Annotated in this window: 21 protein-coding genes and 1 pseudogene; 15 read left to right on the forward strand and 7 right to left on the reverse strand. The window is 36.8% G+C overall.

All coding sequences use genetic code 11. The annotated features are described in order from the left end of the window. The 5 genes and pseudogenes from C1638_RS13575 to C1638_RS13595 all read left to right on the forward strand — a co-directional run. The coding region (locus tag C1638_RS13575; protein WP_317047563.1) for an RHS repeat-associated core domain-containing protein at positions 1 to 1247 on the forward strand (1247 nt) is incomplete at its 5' end. Position 1248: 1 nt separating this feature from the next. Then, complete coding sequence (locus C1638_RS13580) at positions 1249 to 2031, forward strand: ankyrin repeat domain-containing protein (protein WP_165826537.1); 783 nt, start codon at positions 1249 to 1251, stop codon at positions 2029 to 2031. Positions 2032 to 2077: 46 nt separating this feature from the next. Further along, positions 2078 to 3022 (forward strand): annotated as a pseudogene (locus C1638_RS22690) (RHS repeat-associated core domain-containing protein); the annotation flags it as partial. Between the two features lie 13 nt (positions 3023 to 3035). Beyond that, positions 3036 to 3722 carry a hypothetical protein gene (locus C1638_RS13590; RefSeq protein ID WP_109621806.1) on the forward strand — a complete coding sequence of 229 codons (687 nt, stop codon included), beginning with the start codon at positions 3036 to 3038 and terminating at the stop codon, positions 3720 to 3722. 197 nt (positions 3723 to 3919) lie between these two features. After that, positions 3920 to 4294: a hypothetical protein gene (locus C1638_RS13595; RefSeq protein WP_109621808.1), complete on the forward strand. Its 375-nt coding sequence runs from the start codon at positions 3920 to 3922 to the stop codon at positions 4292 to 4294. A gap of 55 nt (positions 4295 to 4349) precedes the next feature. On the opposite strand, the gene katG is transcribed toward C1638_RS13595, so the two are convergent. Beyond that, the gene (gene katG, locus C1638_RS13600) at positions 4350 to 6629 is read right to left on the reverse strand and encodes a catalase/peroxidase HPI (RefSeq protein WP_109621810.1); all 2280 of its coding nucleotides are present in this window, start codon (positions 6627 to 6629) and stop codon (positions 4350 to 4352) included. 422 nt (positions 6630 to 7051) lie between these two features. On the opposite strand from katG, the gene C1638_RS13605 reads away from it, so the two are divergent. Next, positions 7052 to 7519 (forward strand): heme-binding domain-containing protein, encoded by a 468-nt coding sequence (locus tag C1638_RS13605; protein WP_109621812.1) that lies wholly within the window; start codon positions 7052 to 7054, stop codon positions 7517 to 7519. A gap of 4 nt (positions 7520 to 7523) precedes the next feature. Continuing rightward, the gene (locus tag C1638_RS13610) at positions 7524 to 7934 is read left to right on the forward strand and encodes a thiol-disulfide oxidoreductase DCC family protein (protein WP_076354416.1); all 411 of its coding nucleotides are present in this window, start codon (positions 7524 to 7526) and stop codon (positions 7932 to 7934) included. Positions 7935 to 8056: 122 nt separating this feature from the next. Here C1638_RS13610 and C1638_RS13615 read toward each other — a convergent pair whose 3' ends face one another. After that, complete coding sequence (locus tag C1638_RS13615) at positions 8057 to 9496, reverse strand: alpha-amylase (RefSeq protein WP_109621814.1); 1440 nt, start codon at positions 9494 to 9496, stop codon at positions 8057 to 8059. A gap of 187 nt (positions 9497 to 9683) precedes the next feature. On the opposite strand from C1638_RS13615, the gene C1638_RS13620 reads away from it, so the two are divergent. Together C1638_RS13620 and murA are read left to right on the forward strand one after the other, a co-directional pair. Further along, positions 9684 to 10361 carry a DUF4290 domain-containing protein gene (locus tag C1638_RS13620; protein WP_109621816.1) on the forward strand — a complete coding sequence of 226 codons (678 nt, stop codon included), beginning with the start codon at positions 9684 to 9686 and terminating at the stop codon, positions 10359 to 10361. Continuing rightward, a complete protein-coding gene (gene murA / locus C1638_RS13625) occupies positions 10361 to 11668 on the forward strand; it encodes a UDP-N-acetylglucosamine 1-carboxyvinyltransferase (RefSeq protein ID WP_076354422.1) in 1308 nt (435 codons plus the stop codon). Before C1638_RS13620 ends, murA begins: the two co-directional genes overlap by 1 nt. Positions 11669 to 11810: 142 nt before the next feature. Here the strand turns inward: murA and C1638_RS13630 are convergent, their stop codons facing one another. Next, entirely contained in the window at positions 11811 to 12122 is a 312-nt protein-coding gene (locus C1638_RS13630; RefSeq protein WP_076354424.1) for an NIL domain-containing protein, read from the reverse strand. Between the two features lie 157 nt (positions 12123 to 12279). After that, entirely contained in the window at positions 12280 to 12951 is a 672-nt protein-coding gene (locus C1638_RS13635) for a YiiX/YebB-like N1pC/P60 family cysteine hydrolase (protein ID WP_109621818.1), read from the reverse strand. A 102-nt stretch (positions 12952 to 13053) separates the two neighbouring features. Between C1638_RS13635 and C1638_RS13640 the strand changes: the two genes are divergently transcribed. Next, entirely contained in the window at positions 13054 to 13752 is a 699-nt protein-coding gene (locus C1638_RS13640; RefSeq protein WP_109621820.1) for a response regulator transcription factor, read from the forward strand. 11 nt (positions 13753 to 13763) lie between these two features. Beyond that, complete coding sequence (locus tag C1638_RS13645) at positions 13764 to 15122, forward strand: sensor histidine kinase (RefSeq protein ID WP_109621822.1); 1359 nt, start codon at positions 13764 to 13766, stop codon at positions 15120 to 15122. A 32-nt stretch (positions 15123 to 15154) separates the two neighbouring features. Here the strand turns inward: C1638_RS13645 and C1638_RS13650 are convergent, their stop codons facing one another. Next, positions 15155 to 16000 carry an EamA family transporter gene (locus C1638_RS13650; protein WP_109621824.1) on the reverse strand — a complete coding sequence of 282 codons (846 nt, stop codon included), beginning with the start codon at positions 15998 to 16000 and terminating at the stop codon, positions 15155 to 15157. Between the two features lie 439 nt (positions 16001 to 16439). On the opposite strand from C1638_RS13650, the gene C1638_RS13655 reads away from it, so the two are divergent. Genes C1638_RS13655 through C1638_RS13670 form a run of 4 tightly spaced genes read left to right on the forward strand, consistent with a single transcriptional unit; the run spans position 16440 to position 22411 of the window. Next, on the forward strand, positions 16440 to 16922 hold the full coding sequence (locus tag C1638_RS13655) for an MgtC/SapB family protein (RefSeq protein WP_109621825.1): 483 nt from the start codon (positions 16440 to 16442) through the stop codon (positions 16920 to 16922). A 4-nt stretch (positions 16923 to 16926) separates the two neighbouring features. Next, positions 16927 to 18024 (forward strand): efflux RND transporter periplasmic adaptor subunit, encoded by a 1098-nt coding sequence (locus C1638_RS13660; protein ID WP_109621827.1) that lies wholly within the window; start codon positions 16927 to 16929, stop codon positions 18022 to 18024. Between the two features lie 42 nt (positions 18025 to 18066). Continuing rightward, positions 18067 to 21162 (forward strand): efflux RND transporter permease subunit, encoded by a 3096-nt coding sequence (locus tag C1638_RS13665; protein ID WP_109621829.1) that lies wholly within the window; start codon positions 18067 to 18069, stop codon positions 21160 to 21162. After that, positions 21152 to 22411, forward strand: coding sequence for a TolC family protein (locus C1638_RS13670; RefSeq protein WP_109621831.1), 1260 nt, complete (start codon positions 21152 to 21154; stop codon positions 22409 to 22411). The genes C1638_RS13665 and C1638_RS13670 overlap by 11 nt, the downstream gene beginning before the upstream one ends. 205 nt (positions 22412 to 22616) lie before the next feature. Here the strand turns inward: C1638_RS13670 and C1638_RS13675 are convergent, their stop codons facing one another. Both C1638_RS13675 and C1638_RS13680 read right to left on the reverse strand, forming a co-directional pair. After that, positions 22617 to 23072 (reverse strand): DUF1801 domain-containing protein, encoded by a 456-nt coding sequence (locus C1638_RS13675; protein ID WP_109621833.1) that lies wholly within the window; start codon positions 23070 to 23072, stop codon positions 22617 to 22619. A gap of 104 nt (positions 23073 to 23176) precedes the next feature. Further along, a complete protein-coding gene (locus C1638_RS13680; RefSeq protein ID WP_109621835.1) occupies positions 23177 to 24973 on the reverse strand; it encodes a T9SS type A sorting domain-containing protein in 1797 nt (598 codons plus the stop codon). Between the last annotated feature and the right edge of the window lie 193 nt (positions 24974 to 25166).

Consider the following 25166-nt stretch of genomic DNA (forward strand, 5'->3'; position numbering starts at 1 on the left):
ATAGAGGGCTTCCCACCACCCGTATGACAGATTATCTGGATGGATTTCAGTATTCCTATCTAGAAGATGGAAGCACATGTTCTACATGTAGAACAGAATCTGCATATGAAATACAGGCCTACTCGAAAGCTATTGGTCCAATAATTTCAAAACCTAAGTGGAACCTGGATTTTGTACCTACTTCGGAAGGGTTTTACAGTTTCACGGAAAACCGTTATATTTACCAGTATAAGGACCACTTGGGTAATGCAAGGGTGAGCTTTGCCAAAAACAGCGTAGGTGCTCTTGAAGTTACTGACACCAATAATTATTATCCGTTTGGATTAAACCATATTGGAGGATCTTCTTCTTCAAAAATTGGAAGTCATTACAACTATAAGTACAACGGCAAGGAGCTTCAGGAAAGTGGGATGTATGACTATGGGGCAAGGATGTATATGCCCGATATTGGAAGATGGGGTGTGATAGATCCACTGGCGGAAAAGATGACGAGGCATAGCCCATATAATTATACGTTTAATAATCCAATAATGTTTATTGATCCGGATGGTAGAGAAGCATACAAGCCAACTCCTAAGGAAGCCGCAGCATTGGCTGCCCACGTTTATGGGGATAAAAAAGACAACATCCTTACAGGTGGTTGGCAAATTTCTCAAAGAAATTTTGGAGCAAATGTTAATTTAAATGATCAAAGTTCAGGTTTAAAATCGCAAGTTTATGAGAGAGTGGTTGATGGAAAGGTTACTGAATATTCTTATGTTACAGCAGGAACAGAAGATCTTAAAGATGGAATAGCAGATGTTAAACAACCATTGGGAGCGTCAAAACAATATTCTCAGTCTACTGAAAATGCAGAAGCTATATCTAAGCAATTAGGGGGTGCCGAGCTTACTTTTGTAGGTCATTCTTTAGGAGGAGGATTAGCCGCTATGAATGCCTTAGTGACGGATCGAAGCGCTATGACATTTAATGCAGCAGGTGTAGGTGATATGACCAAACTTGTTGATGGAGGGATAAAAACACTTTTTAAATCCGAATCTAAAATAGACTCTTATATTATGACAACAGATCCATTAAATAAAATGCAAAATGGGCATACTAATCTAGGACAATTGTCACCTGATGTTAATGGAAATCGTCATTATCTTAAACAAACTAAAACCCCTGTTACAGCGGTTGGAGGGCATAGTATAGATACGGTATTACATGAATATGGTATAAATGCAGCACAATATAAAAGAAAATAGAATGAGAAAAATAATATTGTATATTTTATTATTTGCTTTGGTATGCTGTAATAAAATTGATAAGGATAAAAAAGTAGATAAGAATAAGCTTTTGGGGGATGATTATAGATTATTTCAAGATACCCCTGCTTGGGTTCTTGCAAAGGCAGTCTGGAATGATGATGTTGATAAAATAGATGAAGAAGTAAAAAAGAACCCTCAAATTCTCAATTATCAGGAAAGTAAATATGGAAATACATTATTGCATTTAAGTATTTTCAATGATAATTACAACAGCTTTAAAGAATTGTTAAAATTGGGAGCGAATCCTAATATTGCAGATTCTTTTCATTGTACAACCCCATTAATTGAAGCTTGTGAAAGTTTTGATAATAGAACTAGGTATGTTGAAGAACTTATTAAATACAAAGCTGATATCAATTATATTGAATGTAATAAAGGAAAGGAAAAACAGAAAACGAATAGAACGGCATTAGTTGCTGCCTCTGGTAGAGGACATTTAAAAATAGTAAAACTCTTGGTTGAAAATGGAGCGGAAATAGACTATAAAAAAGGCACTAACGGTTCTGCATTAAGTTCTGCTGTTTTAGGGGAAGATTATGATGTTGTTTTATACTTGTTAGAACAAGGTGCTGATTGTAGGCAGATTTTATATCAAAAAGGCGGAGCCGATGATTTACACCCTGTGTATATGAGAACATTGGAAAAAGAAGATACAAAATTTAAGTCTTCTTCAGAATATTCCGAAATAAAAGAACTCCTTAAAAAGAAAGGATGTTTATAATAAAAGAGACTGATCTTTTGGGTTAGTCTCTTTAAATTATAAGTACAATGGAAAGGAGCTTCAGGAGACTGGTATGTATTCCTATAAATTCAGGCAGCTAATGATTGATCTTGCACAATGGACAACTTCAGATCCGTTGGCAGAGATATATCCGGGACAGAGTCCCTATGCCTTTGTTGGTAATAATCCAATAAATAGAATAGACCCTTTAGGTTTAACAGATTATAAAGTAAATGGAGAAATTCGAACAATTAATGACGGACATACAAATGTAACAATGAATGTAACAGAGCGTCAATTTAATCGTCTACAGAAAAGGTTCAATAAAGGAGGTTCTAGCTATGAAAGATTAATGAACCGATTATCTGATCGCAACGGTTACACCACTTTCTCTGCAAATGGAAGTGGCGTTGGTGATGGCTTCACAATCACAAAGCATAAACCAGGTGAGGACAGTTATGGCCAATGGTCAATCCAGAATAATCATCAGACTTACGGAACAGTTGAACATATAGCAAGAGTTACGGACTCTAGTTTAGGATCTGTGACAGGTCAATTTGGAAATATTAATGTTGGGAGTAACAATAAGCTTTACTTTAGACAAAACACTGGAAGAATCTTTAATGGTAACCAGTATGTAAGAACTGTTTCTGCTGCATCAAAATATAGCAAATTAGCGAAAGGAGCTAAATGGGGAGGCCTTGCTACAGGTGTTGCATTAGGAGGATATGAAATATATCAAGAAGTTCAGCAAGATGGGGGCACTTATGGATATAATGCACAAGTACAAACAGGTGGCGCAGTTGGTGGTTTGGCAGGAGGATTAGCTGGCGCGGAAGCTGGTGCTGCAGCAGGAGCTGCTATTGGCACTTTTTTCGGAGGTGTAGGAGCTGTCCCCGGAGGAATAATTGGAGGATTGATAGGTGGTGCTGCAGGAGCTTGGGGCGGAGACTATTATGGAGAAAAGGCAGCTAAGGCAATTATTGAATAAACTATAACTTATTATGAAAGATATTCTATTGCTATGGCAAAAAATGCATTATAATATATATAGATTTAATGTGTTTACAAGTATATACGTATTTGGATTGCCTATCATGCTGCTACTAAAAAATAAATATATTCTTGAAGTCTATAAAAAAAGAGGTATTAGTAATCCTGAAAAATTAATTAGACGTACTATATCAAATCCTAAAGTAGGAACAATCAATTGGTTAACTGATGGATTTATGATATTATTTATAGCGTTAGTTTGTTTTTCTATTTTAAATTTCATTACGATAACATCGGGATATGTAATTTGGAAAGACTGGTCCCCTTTAGTTTTTATTTTGTTAATTGGTATTCCAGCAATAGTAATTAATTATTTTGCTCTATGGCAAAATGACAAATACCTAACATATTTTAAAGAATTTGAAAAAGAAACAAGAAAGATGAAACGTAAGTGGGCTTTGATAAGTTTTAGTTTGGTTCTTGGAATTTTTGGATTATCAATTTTCAGTTTTTACTGTATTAATAACACATCTAGAAGTAAAACTTCAACTCCTCAAGCTAAAGAGAAAATAATAAATTCTTTTTTGAATAAAGCTGAAGATAGTTTATACCAAGGTATTGATAAAGACTCGATTGATGCTAATATAGAGACTCGATTAGAAAAAATAGAAGATAGCTTATATAGAAATATAAATTGAGCTAGTCAATAATCTAAATCTCCCGCTGCTGCATGAATCCTTTCATGTGGAAGGTAAATAAAAACCCACCGCAATTGCGGTGGATTTTTATTTAAAAGATATTTACACAAGTAATTCATTATATATTTCGACACTCCTATTTCAATTCCCAATATTTTCATAAGTTTACCTCATAAAATAATACACCATCGGATTTTATGGAAGATAATTTTAATATAGAAATTGATAAATCCAGTAAAAAAACCATTATACTATTTATAGCTTTTTTTTTGTGCATTTTTTTATTTACTCTTATATATCTAATAATTAATTCAAATTCTGAAAGAGAACAAAAATTATTAAATGTAGAAAGACATACCAGAGTTGTTGAAATTTATTTGAACAAAAATCAACACAATTTTAGCTATGTTAAATATTCTAATGGAATTAATGAGTTGTTAGAATATCCATATAAAATAGGAGATTCAATATCAAAGAAAAAAGGAGATTCTATAGAATATATTTTTAGAAAAGACAGTATAATAAAGAATAATTATTTTGAAGAAGCGAGGAAAAATGGAATATTAAAATAAAAAATAAGAGGCTGCGATAACTGCAGCCTCTTTATATTGTTTTAAATCATTTTCATTAAACCAGATCAAATCTATCCAGATTCATCACCTTTGTCCAAGATGTAACAAAATCATTGATAAATTTACCTTGGGCATCGGCACTTCCATAAACTTCTGCAATCGCTCTCAGTTCTGAGTTTGATCCGAAAACCAGATCAGCCCTTGTGGCTGTCCATTTTGGTTGGCCCGTTGAACGGTCTGTTCCCATATACACTTCATTGTCACCCGACATAGCTTTCCATTGCGTTCCCATATCCAGAAGATTTACAAAGAAATCATTGGTAAGAACTCCCGGACGGTTGGTAAATACCCCATTCTTAGAGTCATCGAAGTTAGTATCCAAAGCACGCATTCCGCCAATCAATACCGTTAATTCAGGAGAGGTAAGCGTTAATAACTGAGCTTTATCAATTAACAAAGACTCTGTAGAAACTGTGAATTTTCTTTTCAGATAATTTCGGAATCCGTCAGCTGCAGGCTCCAAATATCCCATAGATTCTATATCAGTCTGTTCTTGAGAAGCATCCATTCTTCCCGGTGAAAAAGGCACTTTAACCTCATGTCCTGCATTTTTTGCAGCAGCTTCTACCCCAGCATTACCTGCTAAAACAATGATATCAGCCAGTGATATTCTCTTGCCTCCACTTTGAGAATCATTGAATTCTTTTTGAATACTTTCCAATGTACCCAATACTTTCTGTAATTGTGCAGGATTATTTACTTCCCAGTTTCTTTGAGGCTCCAGTCTTATTCTGGCACCGTTCGCTCCACCACGTTTATCGCTTCCTCTAAATGTGGATGCAGACGCCCATGCTGTTGAAACCAATTCAGAAATGCTTAATCCCGAAGCTAAAATTTTAGAAGTAAGAGATTGAACATCCGCATCATTGACCAGTTCATGATTGACCTGAGGAATAGGATCCTGCCAGATCAGTTCTTCCTGAGGTACATCCGGTCCCAAATAACGGGCACGAGGTCCCATATCTCTGTGAGTAAGCTTGAACCATGCTCTTGCAAACGCATCTGCAAACGCATCAGGATTTTCATAAAAATGTCTTGAAATTTTTTCGTAAACAGGATCCAGTCTTAAAGAAAGATCCGTTGTAAGCATGGTAGGTTTATGCTTTTTAGAAGAATCAAATGCATCAGGAATGATTTCAGCCCCATCTTTTGCTACCCATTGATGAGCACCTGCAGGGCTTTTCGTTAATTCCCATTCGTTTTCAAACAAGTTTTTAAAGAAATAATTACTCCATTGGGTTGGTGTTTCAGTCCATGTTACTTCCAGTCCACTGGAAATAGCATCTCTCCCACTTCCTGATTTATAGCTGCTTGCCCATCCTAATCCCTGTAATTCAATACCTGCGCCTTCAGGTTCTTTACCAACATGATCTGCCGGACCGGCACCATGGGTTTTTCCAAAAGTGTGTCCACCGGCAATCAAGGCTACAGTTTCTTCATCATCCATCGCCATACGTCCAAAAGTATCTCGGATATCTTTAGCGGCAGCAATCGGATCAGGGTTTCCGTCCGGACCTTCAGGATTTACATAGATTAATCCCATTTGTACAGCAGCCAAAGGATTTTCAAGATTTCTGGAGTGTATATCTCCATCTGCTTTTTCATCGGTAGGAAGAACAGCACCTTTCTCTACGACTCCTTCAGAGCCATGTGCATAACGAACGTCTCCTCCCAGCCATGTTTTTTCTGATCCCCAATATACATCTGCATCTGGTTCCCATACATCCTCACGTCCGCCGGCAAATCCAAAGGTTTTGAATCCCATAGATTCAAGGGCCATATTTCCTGTAAGAATTAAAAGGTCTGCCCATGATATATTTCTTCCGTATTTCTGCTTAATAGGCCATAACAATCTTCTTGCCTTATCTAGGCTAACATTATCCGGCCAGCTGTTCAAAGGGGCAAAACGCTGCTGTCCTGCTCCTGCTCCACCTCTACCGTCACCTACACGATAAGTTCCGGCACTGTGCCAGGCCATACGGATAAACAAAGGTCCATAATGACCAAAATCTGCCGGCCACCAATCTTGTGAATCCGTCATTAATGCATGAAGATCTTTTTTTACAGCTTCAAGATCAAGGTTCTTAAACGCTTCAGCATAGTCAAAGTCTTTATCCATAGGATTGGATAGTGATGAATGCTGACGTAGAAGATCTACTCTAAGCTGGTCAGGCCACCAATCTTGATTTTGAGTACCTCCACCTGCTACATTATTCTTCTTCATGGTTCCGTTGTGAAACGGGCATTTACTGATGTCATTCAAATCGTTTTCCATTGTCGTTTATTTATTTTTTTTATATTGATTAATACAGTTTAAGTAACTTTCTCTGTTGTAAGAACATGACAAACTTACAACGTCTTTTCAATAAATACAATCTATTAATAATTATTTCAACGATAGTTAAAAACTATAAAGAAACATTTCCGACAGCATCTGAACCAAAGACACAATTGTGGTATTAAGTTAGTAAAATTTTAAATTCACCTTAGTAAAAAAAAGCCGTACTCTACCCAATTTAGAATAACTCAATATAACAATCAATAGAAAAAGGAATATATCTATTGGAAGAAAATTGCATATTTCGTTATAAATAAAAACCATCTCATAAAACTGTGTAACAAGCATTTAATCTGCTAATTTCAATTCAGACTAAAAATTATTTAGCTATCTTTATCATTCACCAACATGAATTCGATATGAAAAAAATAGTTGTCATTTTTCTTGTAGCTTTCGTTATCATTCAGTTTTTTCCTATTGATAAAACCAATCCGCGCCCAACACCCGGTATGGATTTTTTGAAAATAAAAAACACCCCTGAAAAAGTAGCCAAGGTCATCAGAACTTCATGCTATGACTGTCATTCCAATGAAACGGTTTATCCATGGTATTCCAGTATCTCACCGGTTTCATGGTTTGTAAAAAATCATATTGATGAAGGCCGAAAGCATCTTAATTTTTCTACCTTTGCAGTATACGAACCTCAAAGACAGCTTCGTAAACTGAAAGAAAGCATGGAGATGGTTGAGAAAAAAGAAATGCCGCTTGAGTCTTATTACGTAGGACATCAAAATGCTAAGTTAACAGATGATCAGCGGGCAGATCTCATAAAATACTTCAAGCAGGTAAAGGAAGACACAGAAAGAAGAATCATGTTTAATAAATAACATCGTGGAAAACTGGGAAAACAAACATATTGTATTTTTTGATGGCGACTGTGGAGTGTGTAACTTCTGGGTCCAATGGATTTTGGAAAGAGACAAAAAGGACAAATTCATGTTTGCCTCACTGCAGTCTGACTTCGGACAGGAATTTTTATCTGAAAGAGGCCTGAAAACCACAGAGTTCAACACCATGTATCTTTGGAAACCCAAACAATATTATCTGATCAAATCAAGAGCAGTACTTCAAATTGCCAGCTTATTAGGCGGAATTTACAAAGTATCAGCCATTGGTAAACTAATGCCCTCATTCCTGAGTGATAAAATGTATGATGTTATATCCAGAAACAGAATGAAACTGGCTAATCAAAAATGCTATCTGCCGGATCAGCATCAAAAGAAAAAATTCATTCAGGTTTAATATGATCTCCTACAGATTTCACAGATTTGCACAACTATTTATACTATAAAAAATCTGCGTTATCAGCAAAATCTGCGAGAGATTCTATATTATTTTTATTTTTCAAGCTCAGACCTCATTACTCATAAATTAAGCGACCATACTGAATAACTATTGGGTGGGCACTGAATTTTCACCCATTTATCACCCTGCGTTGTCGGATACCAGCTTGAACTTCCTGTAAAATCCTTAATCTGCTGATTACTCCAATTGGTTTCAATCCAGCGTTCCTGCCAGCTTGATGATGTATTGATATACACTACCAACCCCGGATTTCCGTTATACCCATTACGTCTTGCAATGTATTCATCATTGTCTGTGTATAAAATGGAAGTTGTTCCCGTAGCCTTGTTATTGTGAATCCAGATTAAATTATTTAGCTTGTCCTTATTCAGCCATTCTTCATAATCTCTGTAGAAAATGGTTGGATATCCCTCATGGGTTAAAATATAGGCATAGGCTGGCATTTTATTATAAATGATGTCTGTATCATGATTCGCTACAAAAGTTACGGCCTTGTACGGGTTTCTTTTCCACATCATATCATCATTTAAAACATTCAGGTTCCCATTATCAAAGGCTTCATCCATTTTATAGTAAGCTGCAAAATCAAATACAGAACTGTTTGCATTATTTGCCCACGACTCCAGAGTATTGACGTTAGAATCCCATAATTCTCCTACAGAAAATCCACCCACCTTTGAATTCCAGTTATTAACGACCCAAGGTCCAAATCCTTTAACATAATCAAATCTCCAACCATCAAACTTCATCACATTTTTGTAATATTTCCCTACAGAATCGTCTCTACCCCACAGCCAGTCCTGCACATGAGGATTAGCATGACAAAGATCCGGAAAACCACCAAAAGAGCCTTCATCATTATTTCCGAATGAATTTTTATAAAAATCATTGTAACTTCTCTGAAACTTTCCAGAAGCTACTCCTGAAAAATTAGTCCAGGTATTCGTTCCGGTATAAGGATTAGCCTCAGATTGCCCACCGCTGTTATGGTTAATGACAATATCAGCATATACCTGCATATTTTCAGTGTGAGCCTTTGTAATCAAGGCCTCCAGTTCAGTTCTTGATCCAAAGCGGGTTTCTACACTTCCATTTTGATTAAAATCTCCAAAATCATAATAATCTGTAGGATCATACCCCATTGAATAGGCTCCGTTTTGTGCTTTTGAAGCTGGAGGAAGCCATACCGCTCCAATTCCTGCATTAGACCATGCGGTTAATTTATCTTTAACCGTGTTCCACCAGTTACCACCTTCCGGAACATCCCAATAAAATCCCTGCATCAAAACGCTGCCTCCCGGACCTGCCACAAATTTACCCTGTACAGATCCAGATCCCTTTCCGGTACTGAAAGGCCTGCCATCATGATGGGTTACATTTACAATTTTATCATGTACTTCATCTTTTTGAGAAGGCTCTTTGATAAATTCATCATTGTTCTGGCATGAGCTGGCTAGTGCCAATGCCAGTAAGGAAAGTAAAAATTGTACTTTTTTCATCGAAATATTTAATTATTAATCTATTAAACAATTTACAATTTTCTTAAAACCAAATTCAATTTAACGTGAAATATTTTTACTTTTCATAATAAATCAATAAGATAGCTTGCATGAAGTTTCATTAAAAAATCATAAATTTTTAAGATTCTCCAAACAATTTTTCTTTTAATCCATATATTTGCATACTATGGAATACAATACCCAAAAAACTCAGCTTCATATGCCAGAATATGGCAGAATTATACAACAGTTGGTTGAGCGCTGCAAAGAACTTCCTACCAAAGAGGAAAGGAATGAAATGGCTATGGCAATCATCGATTTTATGGGTCAAAGAAACCCACAACTTCGCGACGAGGAAAATTATAAACATAAACTTTGGGACCATCTTTTTATTCTTGCTAACCATGATTTGGATGTAGACTCTCCTTATCCGTTTCCTACCATGGAACAATTGGCAGAAAAACCTAAAAGAATGGAATATCCAAAACTTCAAGGTGACTTTAAGTTTTACGGAAAAAGTATTCTTCAATTGATAGAAAAAGCAATAGAACTAGAACAGGGTGATGAAAAAGAAGCCCTTATTGAGGTAATTGCCAACAATATGAAGAAATCTTATAATGTCTATAATAAAGAACATGTGACGGATGATGTTATTTTCCGCCACCTGAAAGAACTGTCTGAAAACAGGTTGGATCTTACTGGAATTGATTCTCTTGAAAAGAGTAAGATTTATTATACCAATAATAACAACCGAAACAACAACGGTAACAACAACCGAAACAATAGTAACAGCAATAATAACAACAATAATAAAAATCAACCTAACAAAAGAAGGCATAATAACAATCATAAAAACAGAAAATAATGAGTGGAACATTTCAAATAAGAGGAGGAAAGAGACTGCAGGGTGAGATCACTCCACAAGGAGCCAAAAATGAGGCTCTACAAATTTTATGTGCGGTTCTGTTAACCGATGAAGAAGTTAGGATCAAAAATATTCCGGACATCCATGATGTCAACAGATTGATTGAAATTCTGGGTGATTTTGGTGTAAAAGTTACTAAAAACGCTCACGGAGATTACACTTTCAAAGCTGATAAAGTTAATTTTGACTATATAAAGTCTAATGAGTTTAAAAAAGATGGAGCTAAACTACGTGGTTCTATCATGCTTATGGGCCCAATGTTAGCACGTTATGGAGAGGCTTATATGCCAACTCCGGGTGGTGACAAAATCGGAAGAAGAAGATTGGATACTCACTTCCAGGGATTAGTAGAACTTGGTGCAGAATTTCATTATGATGAAGAAGAGTATTTCTATTCTTTAAAAGCCAAAGAACTTAATGGTAAATTTATTTTACTGGAAGAAGCTTCTGTAACAGGAACAGCCAATATCGTGATGGCTGCTGTATTGGCAAAAGGAAAAACAAGAATTTACAATGCTGCATGTGAACCTTATCTTCAGCAGCTATGTAAAATGTTGAACAGAATGGGGGCTAACATCTCAGGAATTGGTTCAAACTTATTGACGATTGAAGGAGTAGATTACTTAAGGGGTACTGAACACACAATGCTTCCGGACATGGTAGAAATTGGATCATGGATTGGTCTTGCGGCCATGACAAAATCTGAAATTACTATTAAAAATGTAAACTGGAACCAATTAGGTGTTATTCCAAATACATTCAGAAAACTGGGAATTCAGCTTGAACAAAGCGGTGATGATATTTATATTCCTGCTCAGGAACATTATAAAATTCAGAAATTTATTGACGGATCTATCCTTACTATTTCGGATGCTCCATGGCCGGGATTCACTCCGGATTTATTATCCATTATTTTGGTGGTAGCTACTCAGGCTAAAGGAAGTATCCTTGTTCACCAGAAAATGTTTGAATCCAGATTATTCTTTGTGGATAAATTAATCGACATGGGTGCTCAGATTATTTTATGTGATCCGCACAGAGCTACGGTAATAGGATTAAACCAGGAAGCTCCGTTAAGAGGAACTACAATGGTTTCTCCAGATATCAGAGCCGGAAATGCACTTCTTATTGCAGCATTATCTGCTGAAGGGAAATCTATTATCCACAATATCGAGCAAATCGACAGAGGATACGAAAATATCGATGGAAGGCTAAAAGCAATTGGTGCTGATATCGAAAGAATTTAAAAACTTATTTTTATTACAATAAAGCGTTCAGAGTAATCTGGACGTTTTTTTTGTTGGTTGATGTAAAATAAAAATTTCTATAAAAAAAGTGCCCGATAAAAAAATCGGACACTTTGAGTAATTAAAACTATATGAATCTCCCCTAAGAATATTTTCGGCAGAGATACTCCACCGTTGTATTCAAAAGTTTATTTTTATTCAGATAGACCTCAAGCTGATGATAGTCTTCTGAATTAACATTAATGTATAACTGTACTGAACCAAAACTGTATCCGTTCACATATTCCACATTGGCAGATAACACTCTATGACAAATCCCAAATTGATTATAGATGGTATTCATTAAATGTTCAAATTTCATTTTGCCATTCAATTCTATTTCCAATAACAATTCTTTTTTAGGTAGGTTCAGTTTATTTTGCAGAACCTGTAGGCTAGGATTAGGTGTAATCATCACTAAACATTTTTTGGTTAAACACTTTCAGATCATATTGCTCTTTGCATTTAAATCTGTGACAAAAATATAAAAAAATATTAGTCCACCAAATTAGTAGACTAATATTTTTTAAATTTTAACTAAAAAAGAAGCCTTTACAGCTTCTCTTAATATTTTAAAGTTCCTTTATCCGTTCCAGTTTTTCTGATCCGGCCAGGCCGTTGGGATTACAGCCAGGCTCTCCCTCAGGGACTTTCAGGTTTTTTTTACCATAAAATTCTTCCCAAAATGTATTGATCTTTCCAGTGTTGGGATCAATAAACGTCATGGCCTCTAATTTGAAAATTTGATCATTTCTAAAAGCTCTTTCTATAAAATCTGAACAGTAATATGAATTTTCATCTAAAATATAATTGAAATTATAGGGTTTCCCTAACATTGAATGCGCTTTTTCAATGGCTACCGGAATCGATTTTTGATATTCAGGCTTCAAACGGTACACCACTACATTCTGGCCATCATCTTTCTGATCTTTAATAAAATCTTTTAAATCCTGTTGCTGAGACCCTCCTTTTGGTGCAGCATGGAGAACATACATTTTTCCAGCTACTTTTTCTAAAATACCAATATGATCGAAAGAAGCAACCTTTTGCTTTTGAGTAACATTATTTATAGCACCGGAAAGCCCCGTTTCTTTAGCGGTAACGAAAAGAAGATCTCCATTCTTAAGATCCGTTGTATCCTTATGGGAAGCACATTGCATCAACACGATCATTAAAAAGGGCAAAAATCCTGCAACAGATATTTCTTTAAGCCTTTTATGTAAAAACATTTTAATTCCTGACATTTGATTATTATTTCGGGGTCAAAATTACAAAATAGAATTCATTACATTTGTGGTGAATATTGAGCTAGTTTTAATTCCAATAAAAACACTTTACACATTCTTATGCCTCATATTTTACTAGTAGAAGACGACAAAAGAATTTCACGGCTTATCGGCAGAGGACTTCTGGAGCAGGATATGGACGTAAGCTTTGCCTATGACGGCGAAAAGGCATTGGAATTGGCCTCATCTCAGGATTTCGACCTCATCATTACAGATATTATTGTTCCATTGAAGAATGGTCTGGATTTTTGTAGGGAAATAAAAAGTTCAAAGCCCCATATTCCCGTCATTATGCTTACTGCATTGGGAACTACCGATGATAAATTGGAAGGGTTTGATTCCGGAGCGGATGATTATCTTACCAAACCGTTTGAAATGCGTGAACTCATTGCCAGAGTTAAGGTTCTGATGAAAAGATTTTCTCTGCACTCCCCTACAGAGCAGCTATTAAAGTATGAAAATATTGAAATGGATCTCAAATTGAAGTCTGTAAGCAGAAACGGAATCTCCATAAAACTTACTCCTAAGGAATTTAATCTGATGAAATACATGCTGGAAAACCCGGAAAGGGTTCTCTCTCGTTCTGAAATTGCGGAAAATGTATGGGAAACTCATTTTGATACCGGCACCAATTTTATTGATGTCTACATCAACTACATCCGAAAGAAAATTGACAAGGATTTTGAAAGTAAACTAATCCATACCAAAGCAGGAATGGGATTCATTTTAAAAAAAGGATACGAAGAAAACCACCAATAGTACGTTAAAGCATGAAAGTCAGAACCCGGCTTACTCTACTTTTTACTTTTGTCACAGCAATGCTGATGATATTCTATGGTATTGCCGTCTATTATTCTTCTAGTGAGGCAAGGGAAACCTCATTTTACGCTCAGCTCAGAAATGAAGGAGTTGCCAAAGCTAATCTTTTTTTTCAGAGTACATTGTCTGAAAAGGAAATGCATCGTCTTTATAAAAACAATACAAAAACCATTAATGAAGTTCAGGTAGCCATCTATGATCCGGAATTCAACCTCATCTATCATGATGACTCAAAGGTGGATTATGTAAAAGAAGATCCGAAAATGCTTTCCAGAATTTCAAAAAATAAGGAAATCAGTTTTTTCATCAATGATCTTCAAGCTATTGGAATTGTTTATTCTCATAATGGAAAAGAATATTTAGTAACAGCAGCCGGATATGATCAATATGGTTATAACTCGATCAATAATTTACTGACTATCAGTATCATTTCTTTTATCAGTATTCTTATTCTGATTTATCTGGCAGGAATTTTTCTTTCTAAAAAAGCGTTGAATCCACTTAGTGAAATGGTGGAACAAATCAAAAGGATTACAGCCGGAAAATTACAACTGCGTTTGAAAACCACCAAAGAGAAAGATGAGCTGAATGAGCTTGCCCAAAATTTCAATGGGATGTTGGAAAGACTTGAGAATTCCTTTGACGCTCAAAAGCATTTCGTATCCAATATTTCGCATGAACTTCGTACACCTTTATCAGCCATTATTACAGAGCTGGAACTGGCTTCTGAAAAAGAACACACCAAGGAAGAATATCAGGAGACGATTCGGTTTGCATTGGATGATGCCCGTAATATGGTCAAATTATCCAACAGCTTAATGGATCTCGCCAAGGCCAGCTATGACCCTAATGAGATCAGTTTTTCTGAAGTACGTCTTGACGAAATTCTTCTTGAATCTTATTCTAAAATTATAAAGGAAAATTCGGAATACAAAGTTTCACTGAATATAGACAATGAGGTGGAAGAACCTCAGCTCACCCTGCAAGGAAATGAGTATCTGCTACAGGTAGCATTCAACAATCTTATTGATAATGCCTGCAAATATTCTCCTGAACATACATGTTCCATAGATGTCAAAACCAATGCAAGTTCATTGATCATCAGTTTTACCAATACAGGAGTTATCATTTCACAGGAAGATCTTCAGCATATTTTTGAGCCATTTTACAGAAGTGAAAATTCCAAAGAAGAAAAAGGGTACGGCATTGGGCTTTTCCTGACCGAGAAAATCATCCATCTTCATCATGCTATGATTAAAGTAACATCAGAAAACAATAAAACAGTTTTTATGGTGATCTTTGATTTTTAATATGAATTTAAAATTCTTTTCTTTTTTAGAGTCTACTCATGAGAAATCCTGCTGAAAATTGTAGTACCAATACTGGCTGCTATGACACAGGCAATAGATATCCATTGTAAAAAAGTTAACTCTTCCGCCAAAAACACCAATCCCGAAAGGGCTGCAAAAGCCGGCTCAAGACTCATAAGAATACTGAAAGTCTTTGCCGGAAGTTTTTTAAGCGCCATCATTTCTAATGAAAATGGTAATGCACTTGACAGAATTGCAACTCCTAGCCCTTTCATAAAAATTGTAGGTGTAAGATTGAATACTGCACCATCCCATATGGTAAAAGGAATAATCACAAGACTTGCAAACAACATCCCCGTGGTAACAGCATCTTTACCATCCATTATTTTGGAAACCTTCCCCCCCATCACAATATAAAGAGCCCAAAATATTCCTGCAAGAAAAGCAAGCCCAAGTCCCACTAAATCGATATGATCACTTTTCCAGGGAACAATAAGCAATATCCCTACACAAGCCAACAAGGCCCATATCACATCCAATAATTTACGGGAAAGTGCTAAGGCCAAGAATAAAGGTCCTGCAAACTCAACAGTAACTGCTAACCCTAAGGGAATTCGCTGAATAGCCATATAAAAAATAAGATTCATAGCGGCCAGTCCTATCCCGTACATTGCACAATATTTCCATTTCTGGCTGGTAAACTGCAAAAACTTTGGACGGTTAATTAGTGTCAGTAAAACTGCAGAAAGAACAATCCTTAAAGTAACGGTTCCAATAGCTCCTATCGCTGGAAAAAGCTGCTTGGCAATAGATGCTCCGCCTTGTACACAGACAATAGCTAAAAGCGTAGCGGGAATCGCTAGATTTGATTTTTTCATTTCTACAATTTAATTTATAAAGACAACTTTTGGGTATGAAACCGGGAGATAAAAACAAGCTTTATTCTACAAAATTAATAATAGTATAGTACAAAACTGAATTTTTGCCAAATGTATTGAATTATTATCTTAAACAATGGTTACAGATTAGTACTTTAATTCTAAATCTGTAACCATTAATAAACCTTTGCATAGTATCAAATGATACGATCAATTATATATTTCATCTAAAAAAGTACTATCCATACTTTCTCTAATAAAATTCTAATAGCATTCTAAAGCCTTTCTAACTGTAAAAAAGCAACTTCATTTCTACTTTTGCACAGTAAAAAATAAAGCATATGGACTCAGATCCTTACAGTAATTATCAATCTTAAAAGCTTTAGTTGTACTCACTTTTCCCGTACAGCCTAAAAGCTTTATAAAAACAGGAAAAGTTATGAATACATTTGAATTTACCCTTCGTTTATTGACTGCATTCTGCTTAGGAGCCGGTATAGGTTTCGAAAGACAGTGGCGCAGAAAAAATGCGGGCCTGCGTACCAATACTCTGGTTTGTATAGGCTCTGCAGCATTCGTATTAATTGCCATCAGAATTGGTGGCGATGCAGCCGGAAGAATTACCTCTTATATTGTCAGTGGCATTGGTTTCCTTGGTGGTGGTGTTATCATGAAAGATGGCCTTACCGTAAGAGGATTAAATACTGCCGCTACTTTATGGTGTTCCGCTGCAATAGGAGCATTATGTGCATTAGGCTATCCCAAGGAAGCACTTATCACAGTTCTCTTCATTGTTTCCACAAATATATTTCTACGACCCACTTTGTCTACCCAAAAGGAAGCACGAAGTAAAAATATCGTCATTAAAAAGAAAAAGAACGATACAAAAGCAAAAATCAGCAACAGTACCCAATTTTATTAAGATCATGAAAAGAATAATCTTAAGCATTATTACCCTCTTTGCAATTTCCTGCAAAGACAATGCCCCTCAGCAAAACAAGGAAGAGGAAATTACCCTCAAAAAGGATCAGGTCATTATTCCGGAAAGCAGTCCTGTTTTAAAAAAAATAAAAACCATCACCGTTAGCGATCAGGAATACAACCATGATATTACCTCTGTAGGAACTATAGAAACCATTCCCAATAACTACGCCGAAATAGCAAGTCCATTTTCCGGAAGAATTACAAGAGCTTTTGTTAATATCGGCCAAAAGGTAAGTGCAGGAAGCCCCCTTTTTGAGGTTCTTTCTTCGGGTTATCTGGATGTACAGAAAGAATATTCTGATGCTTTGAATGAAGCCGGCCTTGCTGAAAAGAAGTACAAACGCCAGCAGGACCTTGTAAAACACGGGGTGGGAATACAGAAAGAATTGGAGGAGTCAGAAACCGAATTTAAAAACAAAAAGATCTCTTTAACCAATGCTTCTACAGCACTAAAGATCTACAACAGCCAGAGCAAAGGTTCCGGAGGGCTAATCGTAAGAGCACCCATCGCAGGAGAAGTTATTTCTAACAAAATTGTTACCGGACAATACCTTCGTGAAGATGCCGAACCTGTAATGATTGTTGCTGAACTCTCAAAAGTCTGGATTTCCGGAGAAGTTAAGGAGAAAGACCTTCGATTTATCAAAAATGGAGATCAGGTATCTGTAAAAGTTAATACTTATCCGGACAGAGCCATCACCGGAAAGGTTTATCACATCAATGACTGGGTAGATGAAGCAACACGAAGCATTAAGGTATTAATACAGTGTGAAAATCCCGATAGAACATTGAAACCGGGCATGTTTGCCACCATTACGTATTCTACCGATTCTGAAAACACAATTATTATCCCAAACTCTGCATTGATGCAGAAAGACGACAACCAATATGTATGGATTAAAACAGGGAGAAATCAATTCATGAAAAGAAATGTCACTACCGCAGAAGCCTCTGAAAAAACAGTAAAGATTACCTCAGGACTTAAATCCGGAGATGAAATCATGACTACTGGCGGAATCTATTTGCTGGATGTAAAATAAATGTCGAATGCGGAAGCTGAAGTTTCCCATTAAAGTTAGCATATGAAAAAGTTATTAACAATTTCCATACAGAAAAAATGGCTAATACTGGCCCTATTCATATTATTAGGAGTTTTTGGATATTATTCCTGGACTAAACTTTCCGTTGAAGCCTATCCTGATATTGCCGATACCACTTCACAGGTTGTAACCCAGGTACAAGGCCTGGCTGCCGAAGAAGTAGAACAGCAGATTACGATTCCTTTGGAAAGAGCTCTCAATGGGATTCCCGGAATGCATGTGATGAGAAGCAAGAGTACGTTTGGCCTTTCCATGATTACCATCGTATTTGATGATGGCATTGATGATTATTGGGCAAGACAACGTATTCAGGAAAGACTGGCTGATGTTTCCCTACCCTATGGCGCACAGCCGGGGCTGGATCCTTTAACCTCTCCCGTAGGAGAAATTTACCGCTACGTTATTGAAAGTGATAACCATAGCTTAAGAGAACTTACAGATCTGCAGAACTTCGTTATTATTCCCAGAATAAAACAGGTTTCCGGGATTGCTGATGTCACTAATTTTGGGGGAATTACCACGCAGTTTCAGATAGAGCTTGATCCCAATAAGCTGGAACAATATGGTCTTTCTTTAGCTGAAGTTATTGAAACCATCAGTAAAAACAATGCCAGTGCAGGTGGAAGCATGCTTCCCCGCGGAGACCTTGCGTATGTAGTTCGTGGAATCGGATTAATCAAAAACCTTGATGATCTGGGAAAAACCGTTGTCAAAACAGAAAAAGGAGTTCCTGTTTTCCTGAACGACATCGGAACATTGAAATACGGAAACCTTGAACGTAAGGGAATTCTGGGCTTTACAGACCGTAACCGAAATTACAATGAAAGCGTAGGCGGGATCGTTCTTTTGCTAAAAGGTCAAAATCCGTCACAGGTTTTAACAGGAGTACATGAAGCAGTAGAGGAACTCAACAAAAATATTCTTCCGGCAGGGGTGAAAATCCATACTTATCTGGATAGAACTGATCTGGTAAAAACAACCCTTAATACAGTTTCCCATACCTTAACGGAAGGAATTGTACTGGTGATTATTATATTGATCATATTCCTTGGAAGCTGGCGAGGAGCACTTCTTACCGCGATTACTATTCCTTTTTCACTTCTTATTGCATTCATCTTAATGCATTTCACCAATATTCCTGCCAACCTCCTGTCATTGGGAGCCATAGATTTCGGAATTATTGTAGATGGTTCTATTGTAATGCTGGAAGCTATTTTGAAGAAAAGAGAAGATCATCCCGATGAAGAGCTGGAAGAAAAAACAATCATCCAGAAAGCCACTGAGATTGCAAAACCTATTTTCTTTTCAGGCATTATTATCATTACAGCTTATTTACCTCTATTTGCCTTTGAAAGAGTAGAAAAAAAACTCTTTACCCCAATGGCCTTTACGGTAGGATATGCATTACTGGGAGCATTGGCTGTTGCTTTACTTTTGATTCCCGGGCTGGCTTTTATGATCTATAAAAAACCCAGAAAAATTTATCACAATAAATGGCTTGAAAAAATAAGTAATGCCTACGGAAGAGGAATAGATAAAATAATGGCTGCTCCCAAAAACATATTCATCCCTGCCGGAATTGTACTGGTAGGTGCCGGCATACTTTCATACAATGTAGGTAAAGACTTCTTACCAGAGCTTGATGAAGGTTCCATCTGGCTGCAGGTACAACTTCCTCCGGGCATTTCATTGAAAAAGGCTCAGGAAATGAGTGATTCGCTTCGTCTCAGAACAATGAAGCACTCAGAAGTCACTTACATTATGGTACAAGCGGGACGAAACGATGATGGAACGGATCCATGGACTGCTTCTCACTTTGAAGTATCGGTAGGAATAAAACCTTACAAAGAATGGCCGTCAGGAAAAACAAAAGCCGATCTGATTAAAGAGCTGGCAGAAGATTACAAAGGAATGCCCGGCTTTACCGTAGGGTTTTCACAGCCGATGATTGATGGTGTAATGGATAAAATCTCTGGAGCACATAGCGAATTGGTGGTCAAAATATATGGTGATGATTTCGCAGGAACAAGACAGGTTGCAGACAATGTACTTTCACTTTTAAAGAAAATTCCAGGATCAGCTGACCTTGCCATTGATCAGGAGCCTCCACTTCCTCAATTACAGATCGTCGCCGACAGAAATAAGATTGCTCAATATGGTCTGAATGTTTCCGACGTAACCGACCTCATCGAGACCGCTCTTGGTGGAAAAGCCGTTTCACAAATTTTTATTGGAAACAAAGTATATGATATTTCCTGCCGATATGTGGAAAACAGCCGTAATACTCCAGAAAAAATAGGAAACCTGATGCTAGCCTCTTCATCCGGAGCTAAAATTCCGCTTTCGCAAATTGCAAGTGTAACATTAAGTACCGGAGAAAGTACCATAACACGGGAAATGAATAAGAGACACCTTACCGTAAAGCTGAACCTACGCGGAAGAGATCTTACTTCATTCCTCAACGAAGCTCAGAAAAGCATTGAAAATAACATTCGCTACGATCATGAAAAATACCAGATCAAATGGGGTGGACAGTTTGAAAATAAAAACAGAGCCTATTCAAGACTGGCCGTTATTGTACCTCTGGCATTGGCTCTTATGTTCCTGTTGCTTTATGGTGCATTTGGAACTTTCAGACAAGCACTTATATTGATGAGTATCATTCCACTCGCTTTATTTGGGGGAATGCTTGCCCTGAATATCAGAGGAATGTCCTTGAATGTTTCTTCTGCAGTAGGTTTCATTGCTTTATTCGGGGTAGCCATCCAAAATGGAGTGATTATGGTTTCTCATATCAATACCCTCAGAAAAAATGGAATTAATCTCAGAACATCAGTCATTCAGGGAGCTAAGGATCGTTTCAGACCGGTATTAATGACTGCCTCAGTGGCTATCATTGGATTATTACCTGCTTCACTGGCAACAGGAATTGGTTCCGATGTACAAAGACCGCTGGCAACAGTAATTGTGTATGGACTTATGTTCTCCACATTTCTTACCCTGTTTGTACTTCCTGCCATTTATTATTTAGCTGAACTTCGTTTTGACAAACAAAATGTAACATCCCATGAAATTTAATTTTTTAATCATATTGTGCTGTACCGTTACAGGTATTTTCATCAATGCACAGACAGTAAAAGAGCCTCTTTACTTCAATGAATATCTGGCTTATGTTAAAGATAAAAACCTAGGCCTTGCCGCACAGAAATATAATGTCGGCATGGCAGAAGCATCTATTCTCACAGCAGGCATTTTTCCTGATCCACAAATAGAAATGGAAACCTCAAACAACGGGGTTTCCAAAGATATGGGACATACCATAGAAGGAGCCATCAGCTGGACTCTTGAACTGGGAGGAAAAAGAAAAGCAAGAATTGAAACGGCAAAAAATGAGGCAGAATACTCCAAGTTGCAGCTGCAGGACTATCTAAGAAACCTGCTTGCTGATGCCACTTTGGGATATATTGAAGCTTTAAAATCCAAAGCCTTACTGAATGTTCAGAAAGAATCTTATCAAAGTATGTTGAAACTGGCAAAATCTGACAGTATCCGGTACAAATTGGGTGATATTTCCAAAGTAACTTCTCAGCAAAGCAAACTTGAAGCTTCTTCTTTATTGAATGAGGTATACCATCTGGAGGGAACCCAGCAGCAATCCGTTACTGCGCTTTCTGATTTTATTGGCAGCGACAGTACAGAAAAGGATGTAACCGGAGATTTAAACTCTTTCAACAGAAACTATAATCTGAATGACCTCATCACACAGGCTGTTAACGAAAGGTCTGATCTTTTGGCATCCAAGCAGAACATCAATACTGCTGCAAGTCGTATTAAACTTGAAAAAGCCAATCGTATCATAGATCTTGGACTAAGTGCCGGTGCGGGCCACAACACGGTTGCCAATAATGAAATTGCTCCCTCGCCTGCTGTAAACACTGTAAAATTGGGAATCAGTGTTCCTCTGAAATTTTCCAATCGAAGAAATGCTGATCTGAAAATTGCAGAAATGAGTTATTCACAAGCTGAAACAGAATACAGACAGATTGAAAATAACATCCGAATGGAGGTTACTCAGGCTTATCAACAATATAGTTCTGCTCAAAAACAGTTACAACAGTTTGACAATGGCATGCTGAAAGAAGCAGAAAATATTCTGAAAGGAATTACCTACAGCTATCAACGTGGTGAAAGCTCCATTTTGGAAGTCCTCAATGCACAGAGAACCTATAATGAACTTCGTCAAAATTATTTCCAGCTTCTGGCAGAAAATGCAGCTGCTTTAATTGATCTTGAGCGTAAGGCAGGAATCTGGGATATTGATTTCTAAGAAGAAGTTGATTGTTTTTAACCACAAAAGTCACAAAAACTTTTTTAACACTTAAGTAAGAATAAGTTATTATAGATACGGTTGAAAAGAACACTTAAGTTTCTATGAAAATCTATGATTCTCATCTTATGTGAACTAAAGTATTTTTAAAGAAAACTTTTGTGGTTTAACCTAATCTGCGGTTCAATTTAAAAACAAATTAAAACTACTTCTTGTACTGTGACTCGTAAATAGCAATCCATTCCTCTACCGTCATTTTCTGGCTCAGCTCAGCAATTAATTCAAAAGGGATATCTTCCGGTTTCTTGAAACGGACACAGGATTTACCCATATCCAGTTTTTTCTTTGAATGTTTAGGATATTCTGCAACAAACCAGTCAAGAAGCTCCGGCTTGGAATACAATCCCATATGATAAAGTGCTATAAAATTCTTTTGTGAAGCCAGATTGATAAACGGCAAAGGAGTATTGGCAGTACAATGATAACCTGCAGGATACGTTTCCATAGGGACTACCCAGTCAATCATTCCGTAATTGGAGGTATCTTCAAAACCCTTTGGCAGATTGGAATTGATGGTATCAAAAAGCTTTTTAAAGACCTCCTGTCTTTCTTCCGGGATCTTTGAAATATAGTCTTCTATCGATTGGGATGAGATTTGCATTTTCAGTTAGTTTTAAGCTTTGAAGTTAATAAAAAAATCATTTGATATAAAAAGGCGGCAGCACAAAAATGTACTGCCGCCTAACTTTATTTACGTTAAAAAAATTATTTTTTAATTGCTTTTACGGTGGACTTAGATCCGTCCTTAAAGTAAAGCGTAACAAAATACAACCCAGAGTTCAGTCTGCTAAGATCTAATTCTTTTACAGCTCCCTCAACCGTTTTTACAATTCTTCCCGATACATCTGCAACGCTCGCAGATTTCACTTCCCTCGTGTCTGAGATATACAGAATATCTTTAAACGGATTTGGATGAACTGCTGCTTTTTTGGTCTGGCTGCTTACTTCAGAAGTGCCTAACTGCTCTTTTTCAACTGTGAAATTATCAACATAAAAATTATAATCAAGATCATCATCTACCGGTCCGGTATCTCCATAAAAGGCAAATACCGTATTGGCATTTGTAAAATTTGCCAAACTAAAAGTATACTCAGTTGAGGTATTAGATGGGCTATTATTAGCATTCCATGTTTGCAATATTGTCCACGTACTTCCGCCATCATTAGAAGCTAAGAAGTGAACTACATCATCGCTATCCATTGCTGAAGAAGCTGTTCCGCTATATTCAGTTACTCCATAATCAAACTTCACTTTATATCCTCCTGCTGAAAGATTAAAAGGCAGTGTCTTAAGCCATCCTGTTTTTGAAGTACCATATAAATTCATACTTGCAGATCCGTTAGATGGTCCGTTTAAGAAACTACGCTGATTCCAATAAGGAGTAGTACCTGTAGGCCCGGTATCCGGAGTTCCGCCAGAAAGTGAATTAGACCAGCAATTCCCGGGATAACTTGTAAAATTATTGGTATATGATGGAACTACTGCTCCACACAATGTTGTAAATGATTTTGAGAATGACCAAGCACTTTTACTTGCTGCACCACTACAATTTGTTCTTACCCAATAATAGTAGTTTGTACTTGGCGACAAGCTTCCCAAGGTATAAGATGTTCCGGTAACAGCTGAATGAATTGGAACCGTACTCGCTGTAGGGGTTGTAGAACTTGTACTATAATAAATATCATGACTGACGGCCTGATTACTTGCTGGAACCGTCCATGAAATCTGAGCAGAATTTGAAGTTACTGCCGACGCAGCTTCTGTTGTTGGCGCAAGACAGTCTGTATAGGCATCTGCTGAAAAAGCAAAGACATTCACTACACCTGTACTGTTTGTTTTTGTTACAGTAACGCTTTGAATGGGTTTTGCCTGATTAGCAGCATCAATAGTTAAAACATTTTGATATAATCTTGGATTGGTAGAATTAGGTTCCAACGAATTTGAGGTCCTTAGAATTCTTCCAATTCCCTGAATGGCAAAATTACTTCCGCTATACCAGTCTGAAATACTTTGCCCTGTAAAAACCTGAGTAGTACTATCTGTAAAGTTAACCGTTATGGTAACTGTAGAACTTCCACTTCCACTGGTAGAAAGCATGTATAATTTAAAAGCGGCCACCGGATTACTAAATACAAGTGTTCCGGAGTTACTTCCTGCAGTATTCGTATTGATTCTTAAGGAATTATTACTGGACAAATCTCCAAGCTGGAAACTTAAACCCGGTGTTGAAGCCACTACCGAATTAATAGTCCCATTAGTAGGAATACCATAAGTGATAGGTGTGCTTGTTGAAGTCAGCTGAAAATCCCTTGCTACAAAATTATAGGAAACTCCATCTACATCGGTTGTAGTAGAAATCAAAGAAGAACCTATTCCATTAGCAATAACATCAGCGGTATACCCTGAACTAACAGGCATTGTTTGAAAATTTTGCCCCATCATAGCAGATGCAGAGAGAAGAGCAATAGCCGGAAAAGCTTTAAAAAATAAATTTATTGTCATTTTATTCACATTTGAGTGGAAAATTAAGAAAAATATTAATATAAAGATTATATTTTTAACAAATATTTAATAATTTATTTAAATCTATCTAATATCAGTATTAGAATAATTTGAGTTATTTATTATGAAAAAGGATTTAGAGGAATAATGGGCCCTTATCTTCTTACTTTGAATTTTATTATTGAGAAATTAA

The sequence above is a fragment of the Chryseobacterium oncorhynchi genome (genome assembly GCF_002899895.1).
Lineage (GTDB): Bacteria > Bacteroidota > Bacteroidia > Flavobacteriales > Weeksellaceae > Chryseobacterium > Chryseobacterium oncorhynchi.